13 protein-coding genes are annotated in these 21,536 nt (G+C 41.0%); 4 read left to right on the forward strand and 9 right to left on the reverse strand.

The window, feature by feature from the left end:
* Positions 1-2: 2 nt before the first annotated feature.
* The 4 genes from ACFSKL_RS15745 to ACFSKL_RS15760 form a co-directional block, all read right to left on the reverse strand.
* Entirely contained in the window at positions 3-920 is a 918-nt protein-coding gene (locus ACFSKL_RS15745) for a hydroxypyruvate isomerase family protein (protein ID WP_376887388.1), read from the reverse strand.
* Positions 921-926: 6 nt separating this feature from the next.
* Entirely contained in the window at positions 927-2,231 is a 1,305-nt protein-coding gene (locus tag ACFSKL_RS15750) for a Gfo/Idh/MocA family protein (protein WP_376887283.1), read from the reverse strand.
* 12 nt (positions 2,232-2,243) lie between these two features.
* Positions 2,244-3,254, reverse strand: a complete 1,011-nt coding sequence (locus tag ACFSKL_RS15755) for a formylglycine-generating enzyme family protein (RefSeq protein ID WP_376887284.1) — start codon at positions 3,252-3,254, stop codon at positions 2,244-2,246.
* A gap of 191 nt (positions 3,255-3,445) precedes the next feature.
* Positions 3,446-4,840, reverse strand: coding sequence for an arylsulfatase (locus ACFSKL_RS15760; RefSeq protein ID WP_376887285.1), 1,395 nt, complete (start codon positions 4,838-4,840; stop codon positions 3,446-3,448).
* A 632-nt stretch (positions 4,841-5,472) separates the two neighbouring features.
* Between ACFSKL_RS15760 and ACFSKL_RS15765 the strand changes: the two genes are divergently transcribed.
* The 3 genes from ACFSKL_RS15765 to ACFSKL_RS15775 all read left to right on the forward strand — a co-directional run bounded on the left by ACFSKL_RS15765 (position 5,473) and on the right by ACFSKL_RS15775 (position 7,787).
* Positions 5,473-5,982 (forward strand): hypothetical protein, encoded by a 510-nt coding sequence (locus ACFSKL_RS15765; RefSeq protein ID WP_376887286.1) that lies wholly within the window; start codon positions 5,473-5,475, stop codon positions 5,980-5,982.
* A gap of 101 nt (positions 5,983-6,083) precedes the next feature.
* Positions 6,084-6,437 (forward strand): septal ring lytic transglycosylase RlpA family protein, encoded by a 354-nt coding sequence (locus ACFSKL_RS15770; protein WP_376887287.1) that lies wholly within the window; start codon positions 6,084-6,086, stop codon positions 6,435-6,437.
* Between the two features lie 27 nt (positions 6,438-6,464).
* The gene (locus ACFSKL_RS15775; RefSeq protein WP_376887288.1) at positions 6,465-7,787 is read left to right on the forward strand and encodes a DEAD/DEAH box helicase; all 1,323 of its coding nucleotides are present in this window, start codon (positions 6,465-6,467) and stop codon (positions 7,785-7,787) included.
* Between the two features lie 170 nt (positions 7,788-7,957).
* Here the strand turns inward: ACFSKL_RS15775 and fahA are convergent, their stop codons facing one another.
* Complete coding sequence (gene fahA, locus ACFSKL_RS15780) at positions 7,958-9,229, reverse strand: fumarylacetoacetase (protein WP_376887289.1); 1,272 nt, start codon at positions 9,227-9,229, stop codon at positions 7,958-7,960.
* Positions 9,230-9,878: 649 nt separating this feature from the next.
* Here fahA and ACFSKL_RS15785 point away from each other — a divergent pair.
* Complete coding sequence (locus ACFSKL_RS15785; RefSeq protein WP_376887290.1) at positions 9,879-10,934, forward strand: linear amide C-N hydrolase; 1,056 nt, start codon at positions 9,879-9,881, stop codon at positions 10,932-10,934.
* Positions 10,935-11,052: 118 nt separating this feature from the next.
* Here the strand turns inward: ACFSKL_RS15785 and ACFSKL_RS15790 are convergent, their stop codons facing one another.
* The 4 genes from ACFSKL_RS15790 to ACFSKL_RS15805 all read right to left on the reverse strand — a co-directional run bounded on the left by ACFSKL_RS15790 (position 11,053) and on the right by ACFSKL_RS15805 (position 21,514).
* Entirely contained in the window at positions 11,053-12,819 is a 1,767-nt protein-coding gene (locus ACFSKL_RS15790; protein WP_376887291.1) for an alkaline phosphatase, read from the reverse strand.
* A gap of 165 nt (positions 12,820-12,984) precedes the next feature.
* Positions 12,985-14,538: a RagB/SusD family nutrient uptake outer membrane protein gene (locus ACFSKL_RS15795; RefSeq protein ID WP_376887292.1), complete on the reverse strand. Its 1,554-nt coding sequence runs from the start codon at positions 14,536-14,538 to the stop codon at positions 12,985-12,987.
* An 18-nt stretch (positions 14,539-14,556) separates the two neighbouring features.
* Positions 14,557-17,628: a SusC/RagA family TonB-linked outer membrane protein gene (locus tag ACFSKL_RS15800; RefSeq protein WP_376887293.1), complete on the reverse strand. Its 3,072-nt coding sequence runs from the start codon at positions 17,626-17,628 to the stop codon at positions 14,557-14,559.
* Positions 17,629-17,785: 157 nt separating this feature from the next.
* A complete protein-coding gene (locus ACFSKL_RS15805) occupies positions 17,786-21,514 on the reverse strand; it encodes an AraC family transcriptional regulator (RefSeq protein WP_376887294.1) in 3,729 nt (1,242 codons plus the stop codon).
* Between the last annotated feature and the right edge of the window lie 22 nt (positions 21,515-21,536).

Genomic DNA, 21,536 nt, shown 5'->3' on the forward strand with positions numbered 1-21,536 from the left:
GATTAGTTTTTAAATTGATCTGCTTCCTTATACGCTTTGATAAGGGCTTTTTCCCCGTCTATTCCAGGGCTTGCATTCCCGTGTTCCATCCCTACTATTCCTTCAAAGCCCTTGGATGCTATAAATTTGAATACATTTTTATAATTGATCTCTCCAGTTCCCGGTTCTTTTCTACCAGGATTATCCCCTAACTGGATGTAAGCAATTTCATCCCAGCATTTTTCCATATTTGGTATGAGGTTACCTTCATTCCGCTGCATATGATAGACATCATATAGGATTTTGCAGGAAGGGCTTCCTACGGCCTTGCAGACAGCATAGGATTGATCTGAATACCTTAGAAACAATTCCGGAGTATCACTCAGAGGCTCCAGTACCATAGTCAATCCATGGGGTTCAAATATATCAGCACCTCTTTTGAGCGCCTCGATGACATTTCCAGTCTGAATCCCCAATGGCAGGTTCCTTTCATAAAATCCCGGCACGACAGTCATCCACTTGGCATTGACACGCTTGGCCACTTCCACGGACCTTTTACAGGTATTGATAAAATTTTCCAAAAACTCTTCTTTGCCTGTAGTCAGGGAAGTTTTCCAGTTGTCACCTCCATCTACTACAAATACACCCATGGTCATCTGAAGTCTCTCAAGGGCTTTAGCTATTTTTTTCTGTTCTTCCACAGGCCTTCCCAACATGCCATTATCCTCCAATGCCCGGAATCCTTGTGCAGCCATAAAGTCCAACTGGGAGACAAGGTCTTTGCCGGCATGATTTTGAAACATCCCAAAATGCGGCGCATAGTTCAAATTAAACCCATCTGCATGTTTTGTATTATTCTCAGCAGCAATCAGCTCAAAACCTGTCAATCCACTTATAATGGATCCCAATGAAACGTTCCTTATGAATTTTCTTCTTTTCATCATATCTTATATCACTTTGGTCTTACCAGGAACAGCAAATGGATAAAACCCATCTTCTTTTGGTAGTATTTTTGGATCTGCATCCCATGCCAATTTCTCTGGCATCAAATCTATATCAGAATTGATTGCATCTTCCCAAGAAACTGTCTTACCCGAGTAAGTGGCATAGCGCCCCATGATTGCCGTCATGGTACTTTTGGCAGCATTTTCTGCATCGGAGAATTTGTACTCACCATTGACTATTGCCGCAAAAAGTTCATCATGTTCCTTTTGGTAAGGATTTTTGTTTTCTTTTCCATCATGTTCATATATCGGGTCACCTTTGGCGTCCCAAAGCAATCCTTTGTTTCCCGCATTGAGATAGGCTCTTCCTTTGGTACCCTGAAATGACTCATCAACTCTGTTGTGCGCACCGGGGAAATGTCTGCATTCTCCCAAAATAACCGATCCATCTTCATAAGTATAAGTCACTGAATGATGGTCAAAAATCTCTCCATGGTCTTTTCCCGTCCTGATCATCCGACCTCCAGTACCTTCTGCTTTGACAGGATATCCTCTCTTCACCCAGTTTACCACATCGAGGTTATGTACATGTTGCTCAACGATATGGTCGCCACAGAGCCAATTGAAATAGTACCAGTTTCTCATTTGGTATTCCATTTCGGTCTGCCCTGCTTCCCTTGGTCTTACCCATACGCCTCCATCATTCCAATATACCTGCCCTGAAACGATATCCCCTATGGCTCCATCATGGATCCTATTGATTGTTTGGATGTAATTATCCTGGTATCTTCTCTGAAGACCAACCACCACATTGAGTTTCTTGTTATTCGCCTCCTCTGCAGCTTTCAGTACTTTTCTTATACCTACCGCATCAGTTGCTACAGGTTTTTCCATAAAAACCTGTTTGTTTTGGTTGACAGCTTCTTGAAAATGATCGGGTCGAAACCCTGGAGGTGCTGCCAGTATTACTACATCTGCTTCTTTGATGGCTTGCTTGTAAGCATCAAAGCCTACGAATTTCCTATCTTCCGGAACATCCACCTTGTCCTTCCCAAACTTATCCATAATTGGGTTGAAACTTTGATCCAGCCTATCCCTGAATGCATCTGCCATGGCTACGAGCTTGATGTTATAGCCTGTTTCGAAGGCTTGGAAAACTGCGCCAGTACCTCTTCCTCCACATCCGATCAAGGCTATTTTGATAGTATCAGTCCCTGATGCGTATGCACCGGCAAAATTGTATGGGTTTAGCAATACACCTCCTGTCAGCAATGCGGAGGTTTTTAGAAAATTTCTTCTTTGGTTCATGGTTTGATTGTTTTAATAGTCTGAAATAGGTTGCTTATTGTAATATTGATCAATTTCCTCTGGTGAAGGTGCCTTCAATGGCCTTACAAGTCTCATTCCTACAAATGGTGCTTCAGGAAACCACCATTTACTTTTGGGGATTTGAGGATCAAGCTGTTTCCAAACAGGATCTGAAATGAATCTCTTCGCCACCCTCAACTCCACATCAACACTCTCATAATGTCCTCCCCTCAAAACCTGCGGATATAATTTTTCTGGATGTTTGGTAGGATTCAGTATAACACCCTGGGTAGCCTCATAAGGTTCATACTGATCATAAGTCCATTCCATCGCATTTCCAAGGATGTCGTACAGCCCCCATGGGTTTGGTTTCTTCTTGCCTACTTCATGGGTCGTACCTCCACTGTTTTCCCCAAACCATGCATAATCTTCCAATCGGCTACTATCTTCCCCAAAAAAATACCGCTCGCTGGAGCCAGCCCTTGCCGCATATTCCCACTCTGCTTCTGTTGGTAATCTATAAAATACACCTGTCTTTTCATATAGCCAATGACAAAACTGAATCGCTCCATACTGCGTCATGGCAATAGCCGGTTTATTCTCCTTCCCCATCCCAAATGTCATATCCAAATATGGAGTACTTGGCCTACTCAGGCCATCCACATTATCGGGCAAGGGTTTTGTACTGATTGCTTTTTCATAATCCTTATCCAAAAACATTTCAAAAAGATCCCAAGTAACTTCGTGGGTTCCCATCCAGAAAGCGTCAATGTGGACTTTCCTTTCAGGTGATTCATCTTCCATATGCCCAGTTTCATTCTTTGGGCTTCCCATTATAAAATCACCTCCTGGAATGGCATTCATTCCAAACCCCAAATTCGAATGGGGTATTTCTTGAATATAGTTTTCAAATGGCTCAGTCGCAGTATTTGAGTTCCAAACTATACAAAACATAAAAAGCAACGGCAAAACAACATATTTAAAGCATGTCCTTTTGACTTGTGCCATGTAAATTTTCATCATTTCAATCCAATTAAATATTCATTTATTATGTATATCCGCTTTCTTACCAGTAGCCATTTAAATAATGTATCCATATTGTTTCCAGGGCAAGTTGACTGTCAACCGTCGACTGTTGACAATTATCCGCATGATTACATATGCATAATTTAACTACTGGTGCCATTGCGGATAATCATATCATTTATTTTTACTTAATTTTTTCCAAAATTGAAGGTGTTGTTTTTAGTTCTGACACTATCCAACTCCCGGGTCAGCCTTCGTACTTTCTTTGGATATTCCGCAGCCAAATCATGATTTTCGGCTGGGTCTATTTTAATATTGTATAGCTCTACTTGATTGGATGGGTTTTTCCCTACATCCAACCTGATAACTTTCCAATCACCTTTAAGCAGGGCTTGCTTGCCTCCAAACTCATGGAACTCCCAATATAGGTAATCATGTTTTTTTCTTTGGGAAATGCCTTTCAAGGTAGGCAAAAAAGATATACCATCTCTTTTGTCAACTTGAAATCCAATTATATCCGAAAACGTGGCATAAACATCCCAGAAAGCGGCCCTATGTAAAGTACTGGAGTTTTCCTTAACAATATTTGGCCATCTTATGATAAAGGGTTCCTTGATACCGCCTGAGTACAAATCTCTTTTGACCCCTTTGTGGACACCACTACTTTGAAAGAAATCGACATCCTCGATTCTTCTCCCTCCTTCAATATGGGTACCGTTGTCAGAAGTAAAAATCAGAATGGTATTATCCTTTTTCCCTGATTCGTCCAATGCTTTCATTATTTGGCCTACATAATCATCCACGCTGCTAATCAAAGCTGCATATGCTGCCCTAGGTTTAGATTGGGGACCATAATGCCTTCCTTCAGGCCAATCAATTTCCGAAGGGAAGATACTTTCCCCTTCAAGGTTTAAATATGGTTCCATATATCTATCCGGTACAACCAACTCTGCGTGTGGAATGGTCAAGGAAAGATAAACAAAGAAAGGTTCTTGTCTAAATTCCTCAATAAATGAAATAGCTTTTTCAGTAAACAAATCATTCGCATATGTACCTTTGGGAATTGAGACTCTAGAAAGCTTACCTTCGCTAACCATATCGAGCGTATCAGGTTTTTGGAAATGGGCAGATACATGATGTACATGGCCAAGAAAAATATCCCATCCCCTCTTCTCCGGACTACCCTCTGACCCTTCCAGCCCAAGACCCCATTTACCATACATAGCATTTGTATATCCTGCTTTTTTCAATAATTCCGGCAGGATTTCGACATCTCCAAGAAGTGGATATTCGCCATTTCCTCTAACAAATGTATTCCCTGTATGTTGGCCAGTCATCAAACTGGCTCTCGAAGGTGCACAAACCGTACTTCCGGCATAAAAATCCTCAAATTTCATCCCCTCCAAAGCAAGTTTATTCAAGTTTGGTGTTTTGATAATTTCTTGTCCATATGGTTCGATATCACCTATTCCCAAATCATCAGCCATAATGAATATAATATTTGGCAGCTCTTTTTGACCCATACATAATCTACTCAGGCTAAAAAAAATCATGAAAAACAATAATGATTTGATCTTTAACATTTTACTTTCTGCATTTTTGAAGGTATAGATTTCAATAAAACTCCAAGTTAAAAATTAATAATCCAAATAAAAACGAATTGAAATTTTAAATTTAACTAAAAAAAGCAAATGAAAGATAATTATGTGTTTCAGCTGAATTTGAGTTATCATAGGGTTATATGCCGGGTTTTTAGGAATGTTTCATGTCAAATTTCACGTTTGGATTTTAAGTATTATGATATCCGCTTTCTTACCAGTAGCCATTTAAAATAATGTATCCATATTGTTTCCGGGGCAAGTTGACTGTCAACCGTCGACACTCGTGCGCTCCACCACGGCGGACAGGCGTGGCGTAGTTGACTATTATCCGCAACATGATGGTTTGGTTATTTCAGAGGAATAGGCCAAATATCCATCTGTCTATGAAACTGGAATATGTCTTCATCCCTATACTTCAAACAAATTAAATTATATTTTTTAAAACTTAAAACATATCTCATGTACAAAAAACAATTTTTTAAGCGCTATTTTTCAATACTTTATAATTTAAATTACATTTAATTCAGACATGCTTGTAGCGTTTTGTGAAGTTCGCCCGTATAGGCTGCGTGAGCGCGCCACAAATTAATTCACAAACCAAACTAAAAAAGATTATGAAAAATCTACTAAGAAAACTCCCAACTTTATTAATCGCCGCATTTGTCGTATTCAACTTCAGTAGCTGTAGCGATGATGAGACACCTTGTACAGACCAGAGTCTAATTTCCTTCAAAGTAGTCGTAAATGATGCTGAAGGCAACAATGTATTTGGAGAAGAAAGCGAATGGAATTCTGAAAATGTAATCATCACTTACCTTGATGAAGAAAACGAATTAACGGAAGCAACATTTGAGGTTAAAACTGATTCTGACGATGCTATTTATTTCGAATCAAGTGAAATTTCAGAACTAAGCCTTGATGGGATATTGGATTTCACTTTGGTGCTAGATGAAGAAAACTCAATCAGTTTTGATTACAAAGTGACTGTAGTAAGTGGAACTGACTGTGTAGCATACGAATACGAAGCGAATGATGAAGATGGAGAAAGCTTGGAAACAACAGGATCCAATCCTGTTATCTATATTTTGACGATCGGTGAATCAGAGGAAGAAGAGGAAGAATAAGAATCCATAATCCAATGCCGTTAGAATAGGTTGACTTGCTGTACATTTCATCATTCTAACGGCATTGTTATTGCATTGCTATTTTTTAAAAGACATTCACCATGTACAAATTTATTCTAGGCTGTATAATTTTAGTATGCATTTTTTCTTCTTGCTCCCAAAAAGCCACCCAAAGCGGAAAAGCTTCCTACTACCATGACAAGTATCATGGAAAACAAACTTCAAGCGGTGAAAAATACAGAAAAAGCAAGCTGACCGCTGCACATAAAACCCTTCCTTTTGGCACAAAAGTAAAAGTAATCAACCAAAGCAATGGGAAAAGTGTAAAGGTAAGAATCAATGACAGGGGACCATTTGTAGGTGGACGGATCATTGATTTGTCAAAGCGTGCTGCCAAGCAAATCGACATGATTGATGCAGGAGTTGCTGATGTAAAAATCAAATACAAAAAATAATGCAGAAGGTTTGATTATCTTTGCCATATGACAAATCACACGGAAGCGACCCAAGAAATTCTTAATCACCTTCAAATAGATTCCCTCAATGAAATGCAGTTGGATTTCATTGAAAAAGCCAAGCACTATCAGAACCTCATGCTGTTGGCACCTACTGGTTCAGGTAAAACCTTGGCTTATCTTTTTCCCTTGTTGGAGATACTCCAATCAGACCTAAGGGCTGTTCAGGCATTGATCATTGTACCCTCCAGAGAACTTGCTATCCAGATCGAGCAGGTATTCAAAAACATGAAGACGGCCTTTAAGGTAAGTACCTGCTATGGTGGCCATGCTATGAAAATCGAACAAAACAGTCTATCTGAAGGCCCCGCAGTAGTCATTGGGACTCCCGGAAGACTCAAAGACCATATCGAAAGGGACTCTTTTGACCCTGGTTCAATAAAGGTGGTGGTGCTAGATGAATTTGACAAATCCCTTCAATTGGGCTTCCATGACCAAATCAGAAATATCCTCCGCCCATTGGATGGTGGACAAAAATACTTTTTGACTTCGGCCACTAAGATGGACAGGCTTCCTGAATTCATCCCTTTCAGTACACCCGAGACTGTCGATTACCTTGAAGATGAAAGTGAATCAAAACTGGAGCTCAAACTTGTCAATACACCAAGTATCGAGAAAGCGGAGACTTTGATGCGCCTGGTTGCTGAGTTTAACAATGAAGCCTGCATCGTATTTTGTAACCACCGAGATGCTGTAGACAGAATCAGCACACTCCTTACCGACTATGATTTTCCACATGGGATTTTGCATGGAGGTATGGAACAGATAGATAGAGAGAAAAACCTGATCAAATTCCGTTCTGAAGCACACAATTTATTGATTGCTACAGATTTGGCATCAAGGGGTCTGGATATACCCGAAATCAAGCATGTAGTACATTATCAATTGCCTCCAAAACAGGATGCATTTACACATAGAAATGGCCGTACCGCAAGGATGCATGCAGAGGGACAAGGATATCTGATTCTTGCCAACGATGAGTTGCTACCAGACTATATCGACAAAGAAGTAGAAGAAATATTCCCATCACTTAACTTTATCAGTCCGGAACTCCCTGCCTATGAATGCCTGTACATCAGTGCCGGCAAAAAAGACAAGATCAGCAAAGGGGATATCGTTGGACTTTTGACAAAAAAAGGTGGACTCGATGGGAAAGATATTGGGATGATCAGTATGCTGGATTTTTCTGCCTATGTAGCAGTAAAGCGGGAACTGGCAAGCAAAGTCGTCAAGGATGTCAATCAGGAGAAATTGAAAAAGGTGAAAGTTAAAATTGCCATCGCCAACTAAGGAAAGAGCTTGCCTTACCAAGTTGGAAAAGGAAAAAGGTCAAAGAAGTAAATCTTTGACCTTTTTTGACTTTTAACCTATAGAGTGTTGATACACAAAATGTATTATTCAGAATGAAAAGATGGCTACTTTAGCTCAGCCTCATTTTCTTTTCTGTTTACACTTCAGACTTAATTTGCCGGAAGTACTTTTGCACTTACTTCGCCAAACCCTACACGGATACCATCTTTTTCACAATAGCCCTTCATAATCACGGTATCCCCATCTTCAATAAACTTCCTCTCCTCCCCATCCTCAAGGACCAGTGGCTTGGTTCCTTTCCATGCCAATTCAAGCATGGATCCATAGCTTTGCTCATTGGGGCCAGAGATCGTTCCCGATGCGTACATGTCCCCCACATTTACATTGCAACCATTGACCGTGTGATGTGCAAGCTGCTGTGCGATATTCCAATACAGGTATTTGTAATTGGAACTACAGACTTTATTTTGGTTTTTGCCCTCAGGCTGAATATAAGCCTCTAGATTGATATCAAAAGCATGGTCTTTTTCACACTGCAAATAAGGCAAAACCTCTTGGTCTTGGACAGGACCACCCACTCTGAAATATTCCAAAGCTTCCAATGTCACTATCCAAGGTGAAATACTGGAAGCGAAATTTTTCCCCAAAAATGGTCCTAATGGAACATACTCCCAGGCCTGGATGTCTCTAGCTGACCAATCATTGAACAATACAAAACCGAATATATAGTCCTCTGCATCGGCAGTCTTGATCGAGTCTCCCATTTTAGTAGGCTTTCCTGTGATGAAAGCCAATTCCAATTCAAAATCCAATCTTCTGGTAGGGCCAAACTCAGGCATATCCATGTTTGGGTCTTTAAATTGGCCTTTTGGCCTTATAATTGGATTACCTGACGGGATGATAGAAGAAGCCCTTCCATGATATCCAACTGGTAAATGCTTCCAATTTGGCAACAAAGCATTTTCAGGATCCCTGAACATGATCCCTACATTCGTCGCATGTTCTACACTGCTATAAAAATCTGTATAATCGCCTATTCTCACAGGCAAATGCATGGTAGCTTCTTTTCTGTTTACCATGGCTTTTCCCCTGCACTGATGTTCTTTCAAATCTTCATTTTTCTCATCCAAAAGATCCTGGACACGTTCCCTTACCTTTCTGGTCACTGGCTTGCCCAAAGCAATGAAATCATTCAACGTGTCCCGTAAGAAAATATCATTGGGCAATTGGGTAATATCAGAGAAAAAACCTTCATCATGAAGGACAGAAAGGTCTACTATTTTATCTCCAATGGCTATTCCAGCCCTTGCAGAAATCCTCTTGGTTTCAAATATTCCAAAAGGCAGGTTATAAATGGTGAAATCTGAATTTTTGGGAACTGCTACCCAGCTGTTCTTGGGCTTAATATTCTGGTGACTCATTATTAAAAATTTGTTTCTGAAACAAAGTTAAGATTTAATACCACAAGTTAAAAAATGCAGTTGAAATTCGCAGGAAAATCATTTTTTCAGCCCAAGGTCTACCTCCCTTCCTGTATTTTGATATTGAAAAATAGCAAAGCCTCCTTAAGTGAAGCCAATTACCTTGTCAAGTATATCCTTACCGCTAGAATCCAAGTACCTATATCCACTCAAAAAATCTGTATTGTTTTCATTATTCGAATTACGAGGCAATTGATTTTTCGGTATATTGCATAGTAACCTGAGTTCGACTATTCTCACTTTGTCAACCTGCCTGCCGGCAGGCAGGAACGGCTTTAAATGGTGAGAACTACGAAAAGAAGGTGCGAACTTTTTTATGAAGTAATATTGGGATATTGTGGATTGAAAAAGTGAAGTAGATTGCCGTTTAAAACCGAATAGTCGGCTCAGTCAATAAAAACACCCATTTACTGCGTTAAATTTCTGAGCGATAGCTTAGGATATCCCTCAAAAATTTGCCTTGTAACTGGATATTTTTATTGATTTTGACTTTGTGATAACAATCGAACTCAGGTTAGTAGCATTTTAAAATTACTGTATGAAAAAATTTTTGAATAAAATATCTCTGACAAATTAAATCAAGAACAAAATGAAAGGTAAATCAATACAACTTGTCTTTGCTGCATTTTTTATATGCACTGTATTCACACTTCACGAAACTCTTGCCTGCACAAGAGTAGTCTATCAAGGACCAAATGGGACTATCATAACCGCCCGATCTATGGATTGGAAAGATGACATCCCTGCCAACCTATGGGTTTTTCCAAGAGGGATAGAGCGGAATGGCGAGGTGGGTACTACTTCGGTCAAATGGAAGTCAAAATTCGGAAGTGTCATAACAAGCTCTTGGGATATAGCATCATCAGATGGAATGAACGAAAAGGGGCTAGTTGGAAATCTCCTTTGGCTCGTAGAGTCCACTTACCCAAGTTTTGAGAAAAACAAAGACAAACCTGGCCTTTCCATATCGCTTTGGCTTCAGTATGTTTTGGACAATTTTTCAACTGTGGAAGAAGCCGTGGCCGAATTGGGAAAAGAAGAGTTTGTTGTTGTTTCTTCAGACATCCCAGGTACGGACAAATTCGCAACCATACATTTATCCATTTCAGACAAAACCGGAGATAACGCAATATTTGAATATATAGAAGGGAAGCTGGTAATACACCACGACAAGTCATACGTGACCATGACCAACTCCCCGGTTTTCGAAGAGCAGCTCGCCATCAACACTTATTGGAAGAATATCCCAGGCACGATTATGTTACCAGGGACAAACAGGGCTGCTGACAGGTTTGTAAGAGCTTCCTATTACATCAATGCCATCCCTAAAACTGATAACACCAGGGTTGCTATACCAAGCGTATTCAGTGTGATCAGAAACTGCTCCGTACCTTTGGGTATATCCTCCCAAACAGAACCCAACATATCTTCGACAAGATGGAGAACTGTTGCTGACCAAAAAAACCTAGTCTATTACTTTGACAATGTCCTAAACCCAAATGTAGTATGGGTAGAATTTAGTAAAATTGACTTCAGTGAAAACGGAAAAGTAAGAAAGCTGAGCTTAGACAACAACGAAAACTATTCCGGAGAATCCTCTATGAACTTCAAGAATGCCAAACCTTTCGAATTCTCAGGGCTGTAATAGCAACTTATTTGGCTAAGCAATTGGATTTGCAACACAAAGTTATCCGCTACCTTGATTGGCTTTATCTCTTTTGAGTCAATCAAGGTAGCGGATCATTGTATGAAGCTTCCCCCTATCACTTTCCATGATAGCGCATGATTATTGCCATGATTTTGGTGTAAATCTCTGTATTTTCATAGACTCCCCGAAATTCATCTGCATGTGGGCCATATGCAAATAAAGGCACCATAATCCCTGTATGGTCATCCGTACTGAATTCCAGCTCAATCTGCTTTTTCGAAATATTTCCCTGTGGCAAAGTCAGTCCCCCCGTTTCATGGTCGGCAGTTATTACTACTAAAGTCCCAGGGTTTTTATCTGCAAACTCTAGTACAACAGCCACCGCTTGGTCAAAATCTATTACTTCTTCCACTACTTTTTTTGCATCATTTTGGTGTCCACCAGTATCAATCTGTGCACCTTCCACCATCAGAAAAAAAGGCTTCTTTTTTTGGTTTAGAAATTCCAAAGCCTGTTGTGTAGCTTGGGACAAATACCCCTCCCGCCCTTTCAACACGGATGGAAGTCCATGGTTTGAAGCAAAGTACCCTATTCTCTTCGATTTGGAAGTCCCGATTTCACGCATGGAAGAGGCTATATCAAACCCTTCGGACACCAAGCTGTCCAAAGCGCCATTTTTATACCTTAAAAAATCATTTTTGCCTCCCGCGATAAACAGGTCAATGGCACTGTGGCTCAAATCAAGACCAATACAGTTGATATTATCCCTGTCCTTCTGATGGGCATAAAATGCTGCTGGGGTAGCCCCTGTAACATTATCACTGGAAACCAAGCCATTAGAAAAATTCAAGGCTGCCAGTTCTGTGGTGATATTTTTGTATGGGATTGTATCGTTTTGACCAATTCCCCGATTATGGGTTTTTCTCCCTGTGGCAATGGCAGTACCCCCTGCTGCTGAATCGGTTGTAAAATCATCAGATGCCTGGGTTTTGACCAAGCCGATATTTTTTAGGTTAAAAATATTCAAATGGTTCCCATTCCCGACCATTCCCGCATGTAGTTGGGCCAATCCAGTCCCATCCCCTATCAACAGTATAACCCTGTCCACTTTGGAATGAATTCCATCTGAACTGAAATCGGGAGTATAAATCTCACTGATGGTCTCACCTGTCACCAACCTCTCATTTAGGTTACTTAGATATTTGTTGGCTTCATAAGGCAGATCTGTGTTGATATAGTCTACACCCAGATCATGAAGCGCTTTCCAACCTGATTTGGAATCGGGAGTTGCCCAAAAACGGATAGGTTTCCCTACTTTATGTACCTCTTCGATCACTTGAATCAATTTTTGTCTCTCCTCTTCGACTATTCGACCCTTTCCATTCCATTTGGAATAATTGCCAAATGGAAGACTGATCATGGCGATTTTCCCCAAATCCAACTGCCCTAAACCAGTGAGGTCTTGGTGATCAAACATCATATAGCTTGGGTAATCCTTGTATTGCTTAGCAGGAGGTCTATTGCCGGAAATGACCAACTTAATTCCATCTGGGTTTTGATGGCTGTAAAGGATGTCCCGATATTCCCCACAGATTTCCACCAATCTTCGCAGGGTGGGCTCAGCTTTGGTTTTGATGTCTACCAAGAGGAAATAGGGCTTATGTTCTAGTCCCAGAAGAATGGACTGCCTGATACTTTCCAGATACAGACTTTGAAAGGTCCTGTTGGGATCTATAGATTCCTGTTCATGGGCGACATACAAACTGTCGTTCATCAAAATCAGGTCAACTTCTATGGAAGCTGCCCCGTTGGCAAATGCATTCCAGAAAGGCACAGCTTGTTTGTAGTCATTGTGGCTGTGGATATTGGTTCTCTGTGCCAATGTTGGCAAAGATAAATGAACAAAAAAGCAACAAATAAGAGCGCTTATAATGAGTTTTTTTATATCAAACATTTAAAGGGAATTTAGTAAAATAAATGAACAGGCCAAAGTAGAATCTTTGCCTGTTCATTTCTGTAAAAGGGAAGGTTGAATTATTTCTTATCCTTACCAACCTTGGTTTTGGGCTATCCCTGATACCGACAAAGTATTTGGGGGAATAGGCCATACATGATGGACTGCCGGATTGAAATCCCTCGCTGGCCAAGTCTCATAAACATCAAACCCAGAATCCGGATTGGTTTTGTTGGAATGGTTTCTTCCAGTAGCAGGACGGCTATAGGCTGCCTGTGCATCTTTCCATCTTACCAAATCCAAGTGTCTATCTGCGTATTCACCCGCAAGTTCCACTCTTCTTTCCTGCTTCAAATCAGCCAATGTAGCCCCTGCTTTGGGAGAAAGTCCGGCACGGGCACGAACCAAGTTGATTGGTTCATCTCCATTCTGTCCCTGCATGATAAGTGCTTCTGCTTTCATTAAGAGAACTTCTGCAAATCGGATCAAGGGAGTATTCAGGTCTGTGGTAGGATAATCCCCATTTGGGTTTAGGTGGACATCTTGCGGGAAGCTGTATGGATGCATGTATTTATTGAATTGGATTCCAGTCCAAGAGTTTCCTGAATAATACCTTCTTTCATTACCCAAAAAGCTGAATTCATCACCAAACTCAAGCAAGGTTGCTTTCTTGCGGGCATCCCCTGGCTCAAAGGCATTATAGAGCTCAAGTGTTGGTGAAAATGTCCCCCAACCATTGTACAAGCCCCAACCAGTATTTTCCAACATGACACCGGGCAAAATCTGTCCTCTTTCCTTACTGGATACTGTGGAATACACATATTCAGAAGAGAAATTATTGTTTACATAAAATACACTTGCAAAGTCCTCGCTTGGGTTACCTGTGTTGATCAACTTTCTGTCTGTTGGGGAGTTGATCACCATGTCTGCGTAAGTCACCACGTCTGCCCATTTGTTGTTTTCATGAGCTGCCCAGTACATCGCATTTTTTGCCAGATAAGCATAAGCGGCATCTTTGTGTGCCCTTCCCAATTCATTGGCTGCATAGCTGGTGAAATATGGAAGCATCTCTACAGCCTTCAGAAGATCTTGTTCGATCAATCTGTAGTTATCCAATACATGGGGAGGTCTGGTAAATCGGACATCATCCATATTTTCTACTGTCACTATCGGTATCCCAGCCCTGTGGTCTCCAAATCTCGGCGCCAACCAAATATAGGCATGTGCCCTCGCAAAATATGCCTCTCCCAGCACCCTGTTTTTGATTTCAGGGTTGATGTCCATCGCTGGAACATACCTGAGTATGGTATTGGCTCTTTGGATGACTGTGTAGAACAAAGGATAGATCTGTGCAATTCTCCCCTCTTGTCCTGTAGCTTGGAAATTTCGGATGGCACTTGCTGCGGCATCTATCCTTCCCTGGTGAAAATCATCACTGGCAGCTATTAGGTACATGATCCCCCTGCCAAATAGGTGGTCGCTGTCCCAGTGTTGATAGAGTCCGTTGGCAGCATTTATGGCATCTTCTTCGGTTTGCCAATAGTTTCCAGTAGTGATACCTCCCAATGGAGTAAGGTCAGTGAAATCCCCATTACATGCACTGCCGATGAAAAACAGTGCGATCCATAAATATTTTATATTTTTCATATAGTTTGATTTGAGAGATTAAAGGTTAAGATTCAGTCCCAATGTAAAAGTTCTTGGCACAGGAAAAGTCCCGTTGTCGATCACTGCACCTGTACCGACTTCAGGATCCAAGCCTGAGTACTTGGTGATTGTAAATAGATTCTCTGCCGCTAGATACACTCTTAGGTTTGTCCCAGGCTTGATTTTTCCCAACATTGTTTCCGGGAAGGTATAGCCAAGTGAAAGGTTTTTGATTCGGAAGTAATCTCCACTTTCAAGATACCAGTCAGATGCCTGCCCAAAATTGGCATTGGGATCTTGCGTAGAAAGTACCGGGATAGTGGCATTTGGATTGTTTGGAGTCCAAGCATCCAACACCCTTCTGTCCAGGTTGTATCCCTGCAATCCCGCATTGTAAGCAGAAAACTTGTAACCGTTGAACAACTTCACTCCGGCAACTCCCTGCCCCAATATCTGAAGGTCGAAATTGTTGTATTCCAAACTGATGTTCAATCCATAACTGAAATCTGGCATGGCATTCCCCATAAAGACCCTATCGTCATCACTGATTCTTCCGTCACCATTTGTATCTTGAAAGATCAAGTCTCCCGGTCGGGCATTTGGCTGTATTTTCACCCCATCTGCATTGACATGTTGCTCAATCTGTTCTTGGTTTTGGAATATCCCCAGGTGAGGAACCAAGTGATAAGAGTACAAAGGCTGTCCCGGTTCACTTCTATAAGGATAAATGATACCTCTCACATTTTGGGTATGTGGGATAAAATCGTTCGTAAATCCATCCAAATCCTTTAGGTTGTTTTTGATCGTTGCCAAATTGCCACCAATATTATAATTCACCCTACCTCTTTGACCTGCATAATTCAAGCTAAGCTCAATCCCTTTGTTGGACACCGTACCCACATTGGCAAAAGCACCTGTTGACACACCAGAATGTGGATCTGGTGTAAGTCTATGGATCAAACCTCTGGTATATTTTTCATAATATTCGGCTGCTAGGGTCAGTTTGTTGGAAAACAAAGAAGCATCAATCCCCACATTGATAGTTTCTGAACGTTCCCATAACAGGTTGGAATTGGTCATTTCATTGATCGATAAGTGTCTGTTTCTTAATCCCGGATCGCCCAGAATCACATTGTTTCCAGATGACATAGGCACGTTGAAAGCATAGACATCCAAAGTATTGATATTGCCTATCTGACCCCAAGATCCTCTCAATTTCAACAGATCAATAAAAGAAACATCAAAGAAAGACTCTGAGGATATTTTCCAAGCTGCGGAGGCAGCATAAAAGACATCGGATTTTGTAGCTGATGACAGTCTGGATGATTCATCCCTCCTGAGACTCCCCATCACAAAATACCTGTCATCATAATCGTACATCAGCCTGCCGATCGCCGAAGTAAGGACATCTTCAAAAGCACCACTGTTGGGTATATTCAAAATTGTGCCTGCATTTCCTGCATATTGAAACCAATCATCTTCCCGGTCAAAGTTCTGAACCTGAAAGCTGAATGATTCTTCTTTTCTGTATTGGGCCGTATACACACCAGTCAAGGCGAAGTTGTGGCTTCCAAATGATTTGTTGTAATTGACTTGTTGATCCCAGATCCAACGGCTGCTGTTGCCTGCACCCTGATCCAAGAAATTCATACCGCTTGGCCTTCCTATTTCCGGAGCTCTGGGAGAAAACCTTTTGTCAGTCCAAGACCAAAGATCGATGGAAAAACTAGATCTAAAGGTCAAATCATTGAGGATATCATACTCCCCATAAGCAATGGCATTCAAGTTTAGCCTTGGAGAATTGACCGTAGGTCTCAGCAATAGGGAAACAGGGTTGTAGGTATCTCCATAAGCTCCCGCAAATTGGGATAGGTTGAATGGTACTGTCCCATGAAAATTACCTGCTTCATCATAGACTGGTGCGGCAGGATTCATATATACCGCATTGATGATAGCTCCACTGTAGCTACTTCCAGTGTTCGTTCCCCTGGACAATCCCCTGTTGAAATAGACGTTCTGACCAACCCTAAATTTGTTGGTGATATCATATTCGGATTTCAACCTAAAAGAAAACAGTTCGTAATCTGTGTTCAACAAAAGCCCCTCCTTCTTGTGGTAACCGAATGAAGAACTGTATCTGCCTTTATCCGATCCACCGCTGATCTGTAAATTCAGGTTTGAAACCGCAGCAGTTCTGAATATTTCATCCATCCAATTGGTTCGGGTCACCTGGCCCCAAGGATTTTGTTCTGGATCATGGGCAGCATTTGGGATAGTTCCGGCATGTGTAGCCGCATTTCTGTAGGCTGTTGCGTATTCTACAGCATTAAGTGCTTCTGGTGTCTTGTAGGCAGATTGTACACCTCGATAAACATCCAATGATATTTTCGGTGCTCCCGATTTCCCACTTTTGGTAGTGATTACAATGACACCTGAAGCTGCTTGGGCACCATAAATGGCTGCAGCAGCGGCATCTTTGAGTACAGCAATAGTCTCAATATCGTTTGGATTGATCCTACCACCATAATAAGGCATGCCATCTACCACATACAAAGGAGACTCATCCCCAAGGGTTCCCATCCCTCTTATCATTACCTGGGGTGTACTCCCGGGTTCTCCAGACCCAGATACTACACTGACCCCGGCTATCTGCCCCTGCAGCATTTGGTTTACACTGGATACAGGTCTGTCAACAGTCCTTGCGACATTCTCCAGTTGACCGACTGAAGTGGTTAGATCAGCTCTTTTTGCAGTACCATAGCCAATCACCATAAACTCATCCAGATTGTTCATCATTTCTGAAAGTGTAATGGTAATAAATTCTGCCACGTTATACTTTACTATTTGTGTCTGCATCCCAATAAATGAAACCGTAAGTTCTCCTGTCTCCGAAGGAACATCTAGGGAGAAAGTACCATCTATATCCGAAACAGCCCCCCGATTGGTATTGCCATTGGCAATTATTGTAGCCCCAATGAACGGCTCTTTATCTGAGTCCGAGACTACGACGCCACGGATTGTGTGTTGGGCATGTAGCTCCATTCCTGCGAAAACACACAGAAAAAGGATGATGTAAAATTTGAATTTCATGTGATTTTTAGCTTTTGATTTGAGTGCAATTTGAACACTTCGGCTAAAAAAAAGGTGGGCTAATGATGCAGAAAAAGTGGGGTATTCTTTCAAATTAGTGGTTTGAACTATCGGAAATTAGCTACTTTTATATCAGTAATAATGCCTTAATAATAGCTTAAAGACTGCTTAATAAAATCTTGTTCTTAGCCATCTGATAACTTTTGGGATTCATCCCAAAATGCTTTTTGAAAAGCTTGCTGAAATGCTTCGGGTCATTAAATCCACAGTTATAGCTGACTTCGGATATGTTCATATGGCTATGTTCCAACAGCTGGCTTGCCTTATCCATCCTCAACTGTATGATGATGTCAGAAGGCGCCTTTCCGGTACTTTCCTTAAATATCCTATAAAGCTTCATTTTGGAAATCCCCATTTCTTCACAGAGCGTTTCCAATTTAAAATCCGTAGCGGTGTAATTGGTTTTGATTCTGGTGAAAGCCTCTTGCATCAGTTTTTCATTCGGACTGAGTGAGTATGCAAGTTCTTCCGCATTAAAAATCTTATCCATGATGGTAATCCTTTCGGTCTCTCTTCTCTCTTTCAGTAGATGCTTTATGGTTTTGTTTATAAATGCACGGCTGGTTGGCATTTTGACAAATGTATTGACCCCCATATCCATCAACTTTTCCTGAAAAGGCTGGGAAATAAACTCATAGATATACAACAAAGGGATCGCGGCATAGCTGTCCTTGGATTTGATGCTGTTTAGAAGTAAGGCAACATTTTCCGTCAGTTTTTCATTATAGATGACCAACAGGTCTATTTTCACAGCATGAAGGGCTGAGGTCATCATTTCTATTTCATGCTCCGTGATCAAAAAGAACAGGTTGGGATCAAGGATTTTAACCAGACTATCTGCCTCATGTCTTTTCCCAAACAACAAAACAATCTTTTTCCCTTCTGGTACATGCTCTTTTAGATCCAGATGTTTCCAGTGCCTGTTGTCCAATACCTGCTGATTTTCGGGAAGTAATTCAAATGGAATATCTATCTTCATCTGGATCTCTTCTTCTTTCTTTTCAAGGGACATATTTCCATGCAGCTCCGAAAGAATCGTTCTTGCCGACTTGAGGGAAATATTAAATTGTTCAAATTCAGAAAATGAATCTTTCAGTGAAAGGCTATCTGTGCTGACTTGCAATCCCAAATTATCCTGATAGGAAGAGACCTTTATTTTTAGCAAAGATCCCTGGTCCAAAAACTTCACCAAACCCTTAAAGAGGTATTGCAGATAGAGTTTCAATCGTACAACATCCAGGGAAACCCAGTCAGTACAGAGATTTTGCGAATATTGGTATTGGATTTTGTATTTTCCCAAAGTTGGTTCGAATTCCCTGTTGAGTGAAAGAAATAGGTCTGGCAAAAGGGTAAGCGAAGGGGAAGTTGGTTCTAACTGATAGATCGAAGTATTGTTTTCCAAATCTTCGGTAAATTCCAAAATGGGGGAAATTGTATTCAGGGCATTTGCTTTGGTGGCAGGATCCCTAAATGTAGCTTCATCCAAGATTACTTTAAGCTCTGTCAGGGGTGATTTTATTTTTCTCAACAGATAAGCTACAAACTCATCCATTTCAAAATCAGGATTTTGCTGTCTGTTGTGAAGCTGGAGCAACCTTCCTCTTTGTTCTTCAATTTCTTTGTTTTTAAGATCTAAGGATAGATTTTTCTCCTCTAAAATCTGCTTTTGCTGTGCTATTTTTTCGGTTCTTTGGGCAATTTTGGCTTCCAGCTTTTGCTGTATCTTCTTGGATTGGTATTGACGGTAAAATAAAATCCCGGCAGCGATTACCAAACACAAGAGGATGTAGATATACTTTTTGGTATACCAGGGAGATGTGATAGAAAAGGAAGTAGAGACAGCGGATGCATCAAAACTCGGGCTTGTTTTCACCTCCAATAAGTAATCTCCATCTTTTAAATGATCGATGCTCAACAAATTCGATTCCGGCAAAACCTTCCATCTTGGATCATTGGGCAAAACCCTGTATACAATCGTGTCTTTGGCGACATCCCCGATACCTATTTGCTTTACAGCTACTTCAAATATATTGGCACTGCCATTTTCAAGGATTTGCAAGTCTAGTCTAGGACTAATCTGGCTGAGATCCAAATCATTGGGGTGAAAGTAATTTAAGCCATTGATCCCGCCAAAATACATAGCTCCACTCCCGGTTTTAAAAGAGGCTCCTTCAGAATATTCAGCTGATTGCCAACCTTCTTCCGGCAGCAACACCCTGACGCTCAAGTCGGATTTTTTTATAAACCCAAGCCCTTTTGTGGTACTGATCCAGACTTTATCATCATGACTATGAAGACTATATACCAAATCACTCAAAAGTCCATTTCCCTGGGTAATGTACTTAGTTTCACCAGTGCCTTCATCCCAAATGGTAATCCCCCCATGTGTCCCTATCCAAACAAAACCAGTGTCATCATCCTTATAAATGGCATAGGTGCTGTTGTCCAAGAGACCTTGTTGGTTGTCAAAAGTGGAGACATGGCCATTTTCCCAAACCAAGACTCCGTTCTTTTCTGTTGCCAAATACAGCTTTCCGGAATGGAAATATACACTTCTGATGTGCTTATCTTTCAGTAAATCCTGTCCTTCAAAGGGAATAAAGCGTTCACTGGATTGATCGAATAGCATTGCGCCACCCCAGCAGGCAACCCATAGCTGTTGGTTGGCCAAATCTTCCGCAAAACCATAGTTTCTCTTGATAAACATGGGTTGGTTTGACTCATGATATACTTTGTCAATCTTGTGGTCTCTAATTGTAAATATCCCTTCGTAGGTCCCCACCCAGATTGTACCTTTGCTATCTTCAAAGATTGCCCTTATCCTTTTCCAATTATCACCAGCAAGCTCTTGGGGATAATCCAGAACCTTAAACTCCTTCTGTCCATTTTTTCTGTAATAAACACCTGAAGAATAATATCCCAGCCATAAGGTTCCGTCCGACTGTCTGGATACTGCCCTCACTGTTTCGTTCACCAACTCTGGATGCTCTACGGGATGGGCAAATACATGGTTGATCTGTGCAGAATTTTTGATAACCCTCGAAATCCCTCCATCTTTCAGACCCAACCAAATATTGCCAAAAGCATCTTCCAATATGACTGTAACCTCATTGCTTCTCAAGCCATAAGGATTATAAGAGTCTGATTTATATTGCTGAAGCTTATCAGTCCCTTCCTCATTTAGGCTATAGGGAGAATAAAAAAGCCCTTCCGAAAGAGTCCCCCACCATTGGTTGCCTGTTTTATCCTTGTAGCTACACAGCAGCTTTTCCTTGGATATTGTTTTGGGAATTGGTTTCTTTTGATCGGGCTGTGGTAGTTGGCAGTTATCACATTGAACAAAACCATCTTCTCTGAAACTGTACTTCTTCCCATCAGTAAGTAGAATGAGTATTTCTCCATTTTTATCCAGATTCAAGCTACTAATCCGGTTTTGAAAATGAAAATTTGTAAACCCTTCCTGCTCTGATTTTAAGCTTATGGTTTCCGAATCTGCCCAAACCCACAAGCGGTTGAGTTTGTCTAATTTGATATCGTTGATATAATTGCCTGCCAAGCTGTTTGGATTGCCCAACTGATGGCCATAGACTTTAAATTTTTTGCCATCAAAAAAATTCAGTCCATCCCAAGTCCCAATCCAGATGCCACCGGAAGGATCATTCGCCATTGCGTTTACGGAATTGTTGGAAATTCCCTGTTCTACCTGGTAGGTTTTGAATTTAAGGTTTTGGCTAAAAAGTGGATGGCAAAGAAAACTGGAAATATAAAAAAGAACGAAAGAAAGTGACTTTACATGAATCATATGCAAAGCTACAGAGAAGCACATGATTTAAAATTAAGCTAATATT

Source organism: Belliella marina, assembly GCF_042682445.1.
In the GTDB taxonomy this organism is placed as follows: domain Bacteria; phylum Bacteroidota; class Bacteroidia; order Cytophagales; family Cyclobacteriaceae; genus Belliella; species Belliella marina.

Excerpts from the sequence above, each read along its gene's own strand:
- ACFSKL_RS15805 (WP_376887294.1), bottom strand. The coding sequence starts at position 21,514 with ATGTGCTTCTCTGTAGCTTTGCATATGATTCATGTAAAGTCACTTTCT.
- ACFSKL_RS15795 (WP_376887292.1), bottom strand. The coding sequence starts at position 14,538 with ATGAAAAATATAAAATATTTATGGATCGCACTGTTTTTCATCGGCAGT.
- ACFSKL_RS15755 (WP_376887284.1), bottom strand. The coding sequence starts at position 3,254 with ATGATGAAAATTTACATGGCACAAGTCAAAAGGACATGCTTTAAATAT.
- ACFSKL_RS15750 (WP_376887283.1), bottom strand. The coding sequence starts at position 2,231 with ATGAACCAAAGAAGAAATTTTCTAAAAACCTCCGCATTGCTGACAGGA.
- ACFSKL_RS15745 (WP_376887388.1), bottom strand. The coding sequence starts at position 920 with ATGAAAAGAAGAAAATTCATAAGGAACGTTTCATTGGGATCCATTATA.
- ACFSKL_RS15775 (WP_376887288.1), top strand. The coding sequence starts at position 6,465 with ATGACAAATCACACGGAAGCGACCCAAGAAATTCTTAATCACCTTCAA.
- ACFSKL_RS15785 (WP_376887290.1), top strand. The coding sequence starts at position 9,879 with ATGAAAGGTAAATCAATACAACTTGTCTTTGCTGCATTTTTTATATGC.
- ACFSKL_RS15760 (WP_376887285.1), bottom strand. The coding sequence starts at position 4,840 with ATGTTAAAGATCAAATCATTATTGTTTTTCATGATTTTTTTTAGCCTG.
- fahA (WP_376887289.1), bottom strand. The coding sequence starts at position 9,229 with ATGAGTCACCAGAATATTAAGCCCAAGAACAGCTGGGTAGCAGTTCCC.
- ACFSKL_RS15800 (WP_376887293.1), bottom strand. The coding sequence starts at position 17,628 with ATGAAATTCAAATTTTACATCATCCTTTTTCTGTGTGTTTTCGCAGGA.
- ACFSKL_RS15770 (WP_376887287.1), top strand. The coding sequence starts at position 6,084 with ATGTACAAATTTATTCTAGGCTGTATAATTTTAGTATGCATTTTTTCT.
- ACFSKL_RS15765 (WP_376887286.1), top strand. The coding sequence starts at position 5,473 with ATGAAAAATCTACTAAGAAAACTCCCAACTTTATTAATCGCCGCATTT.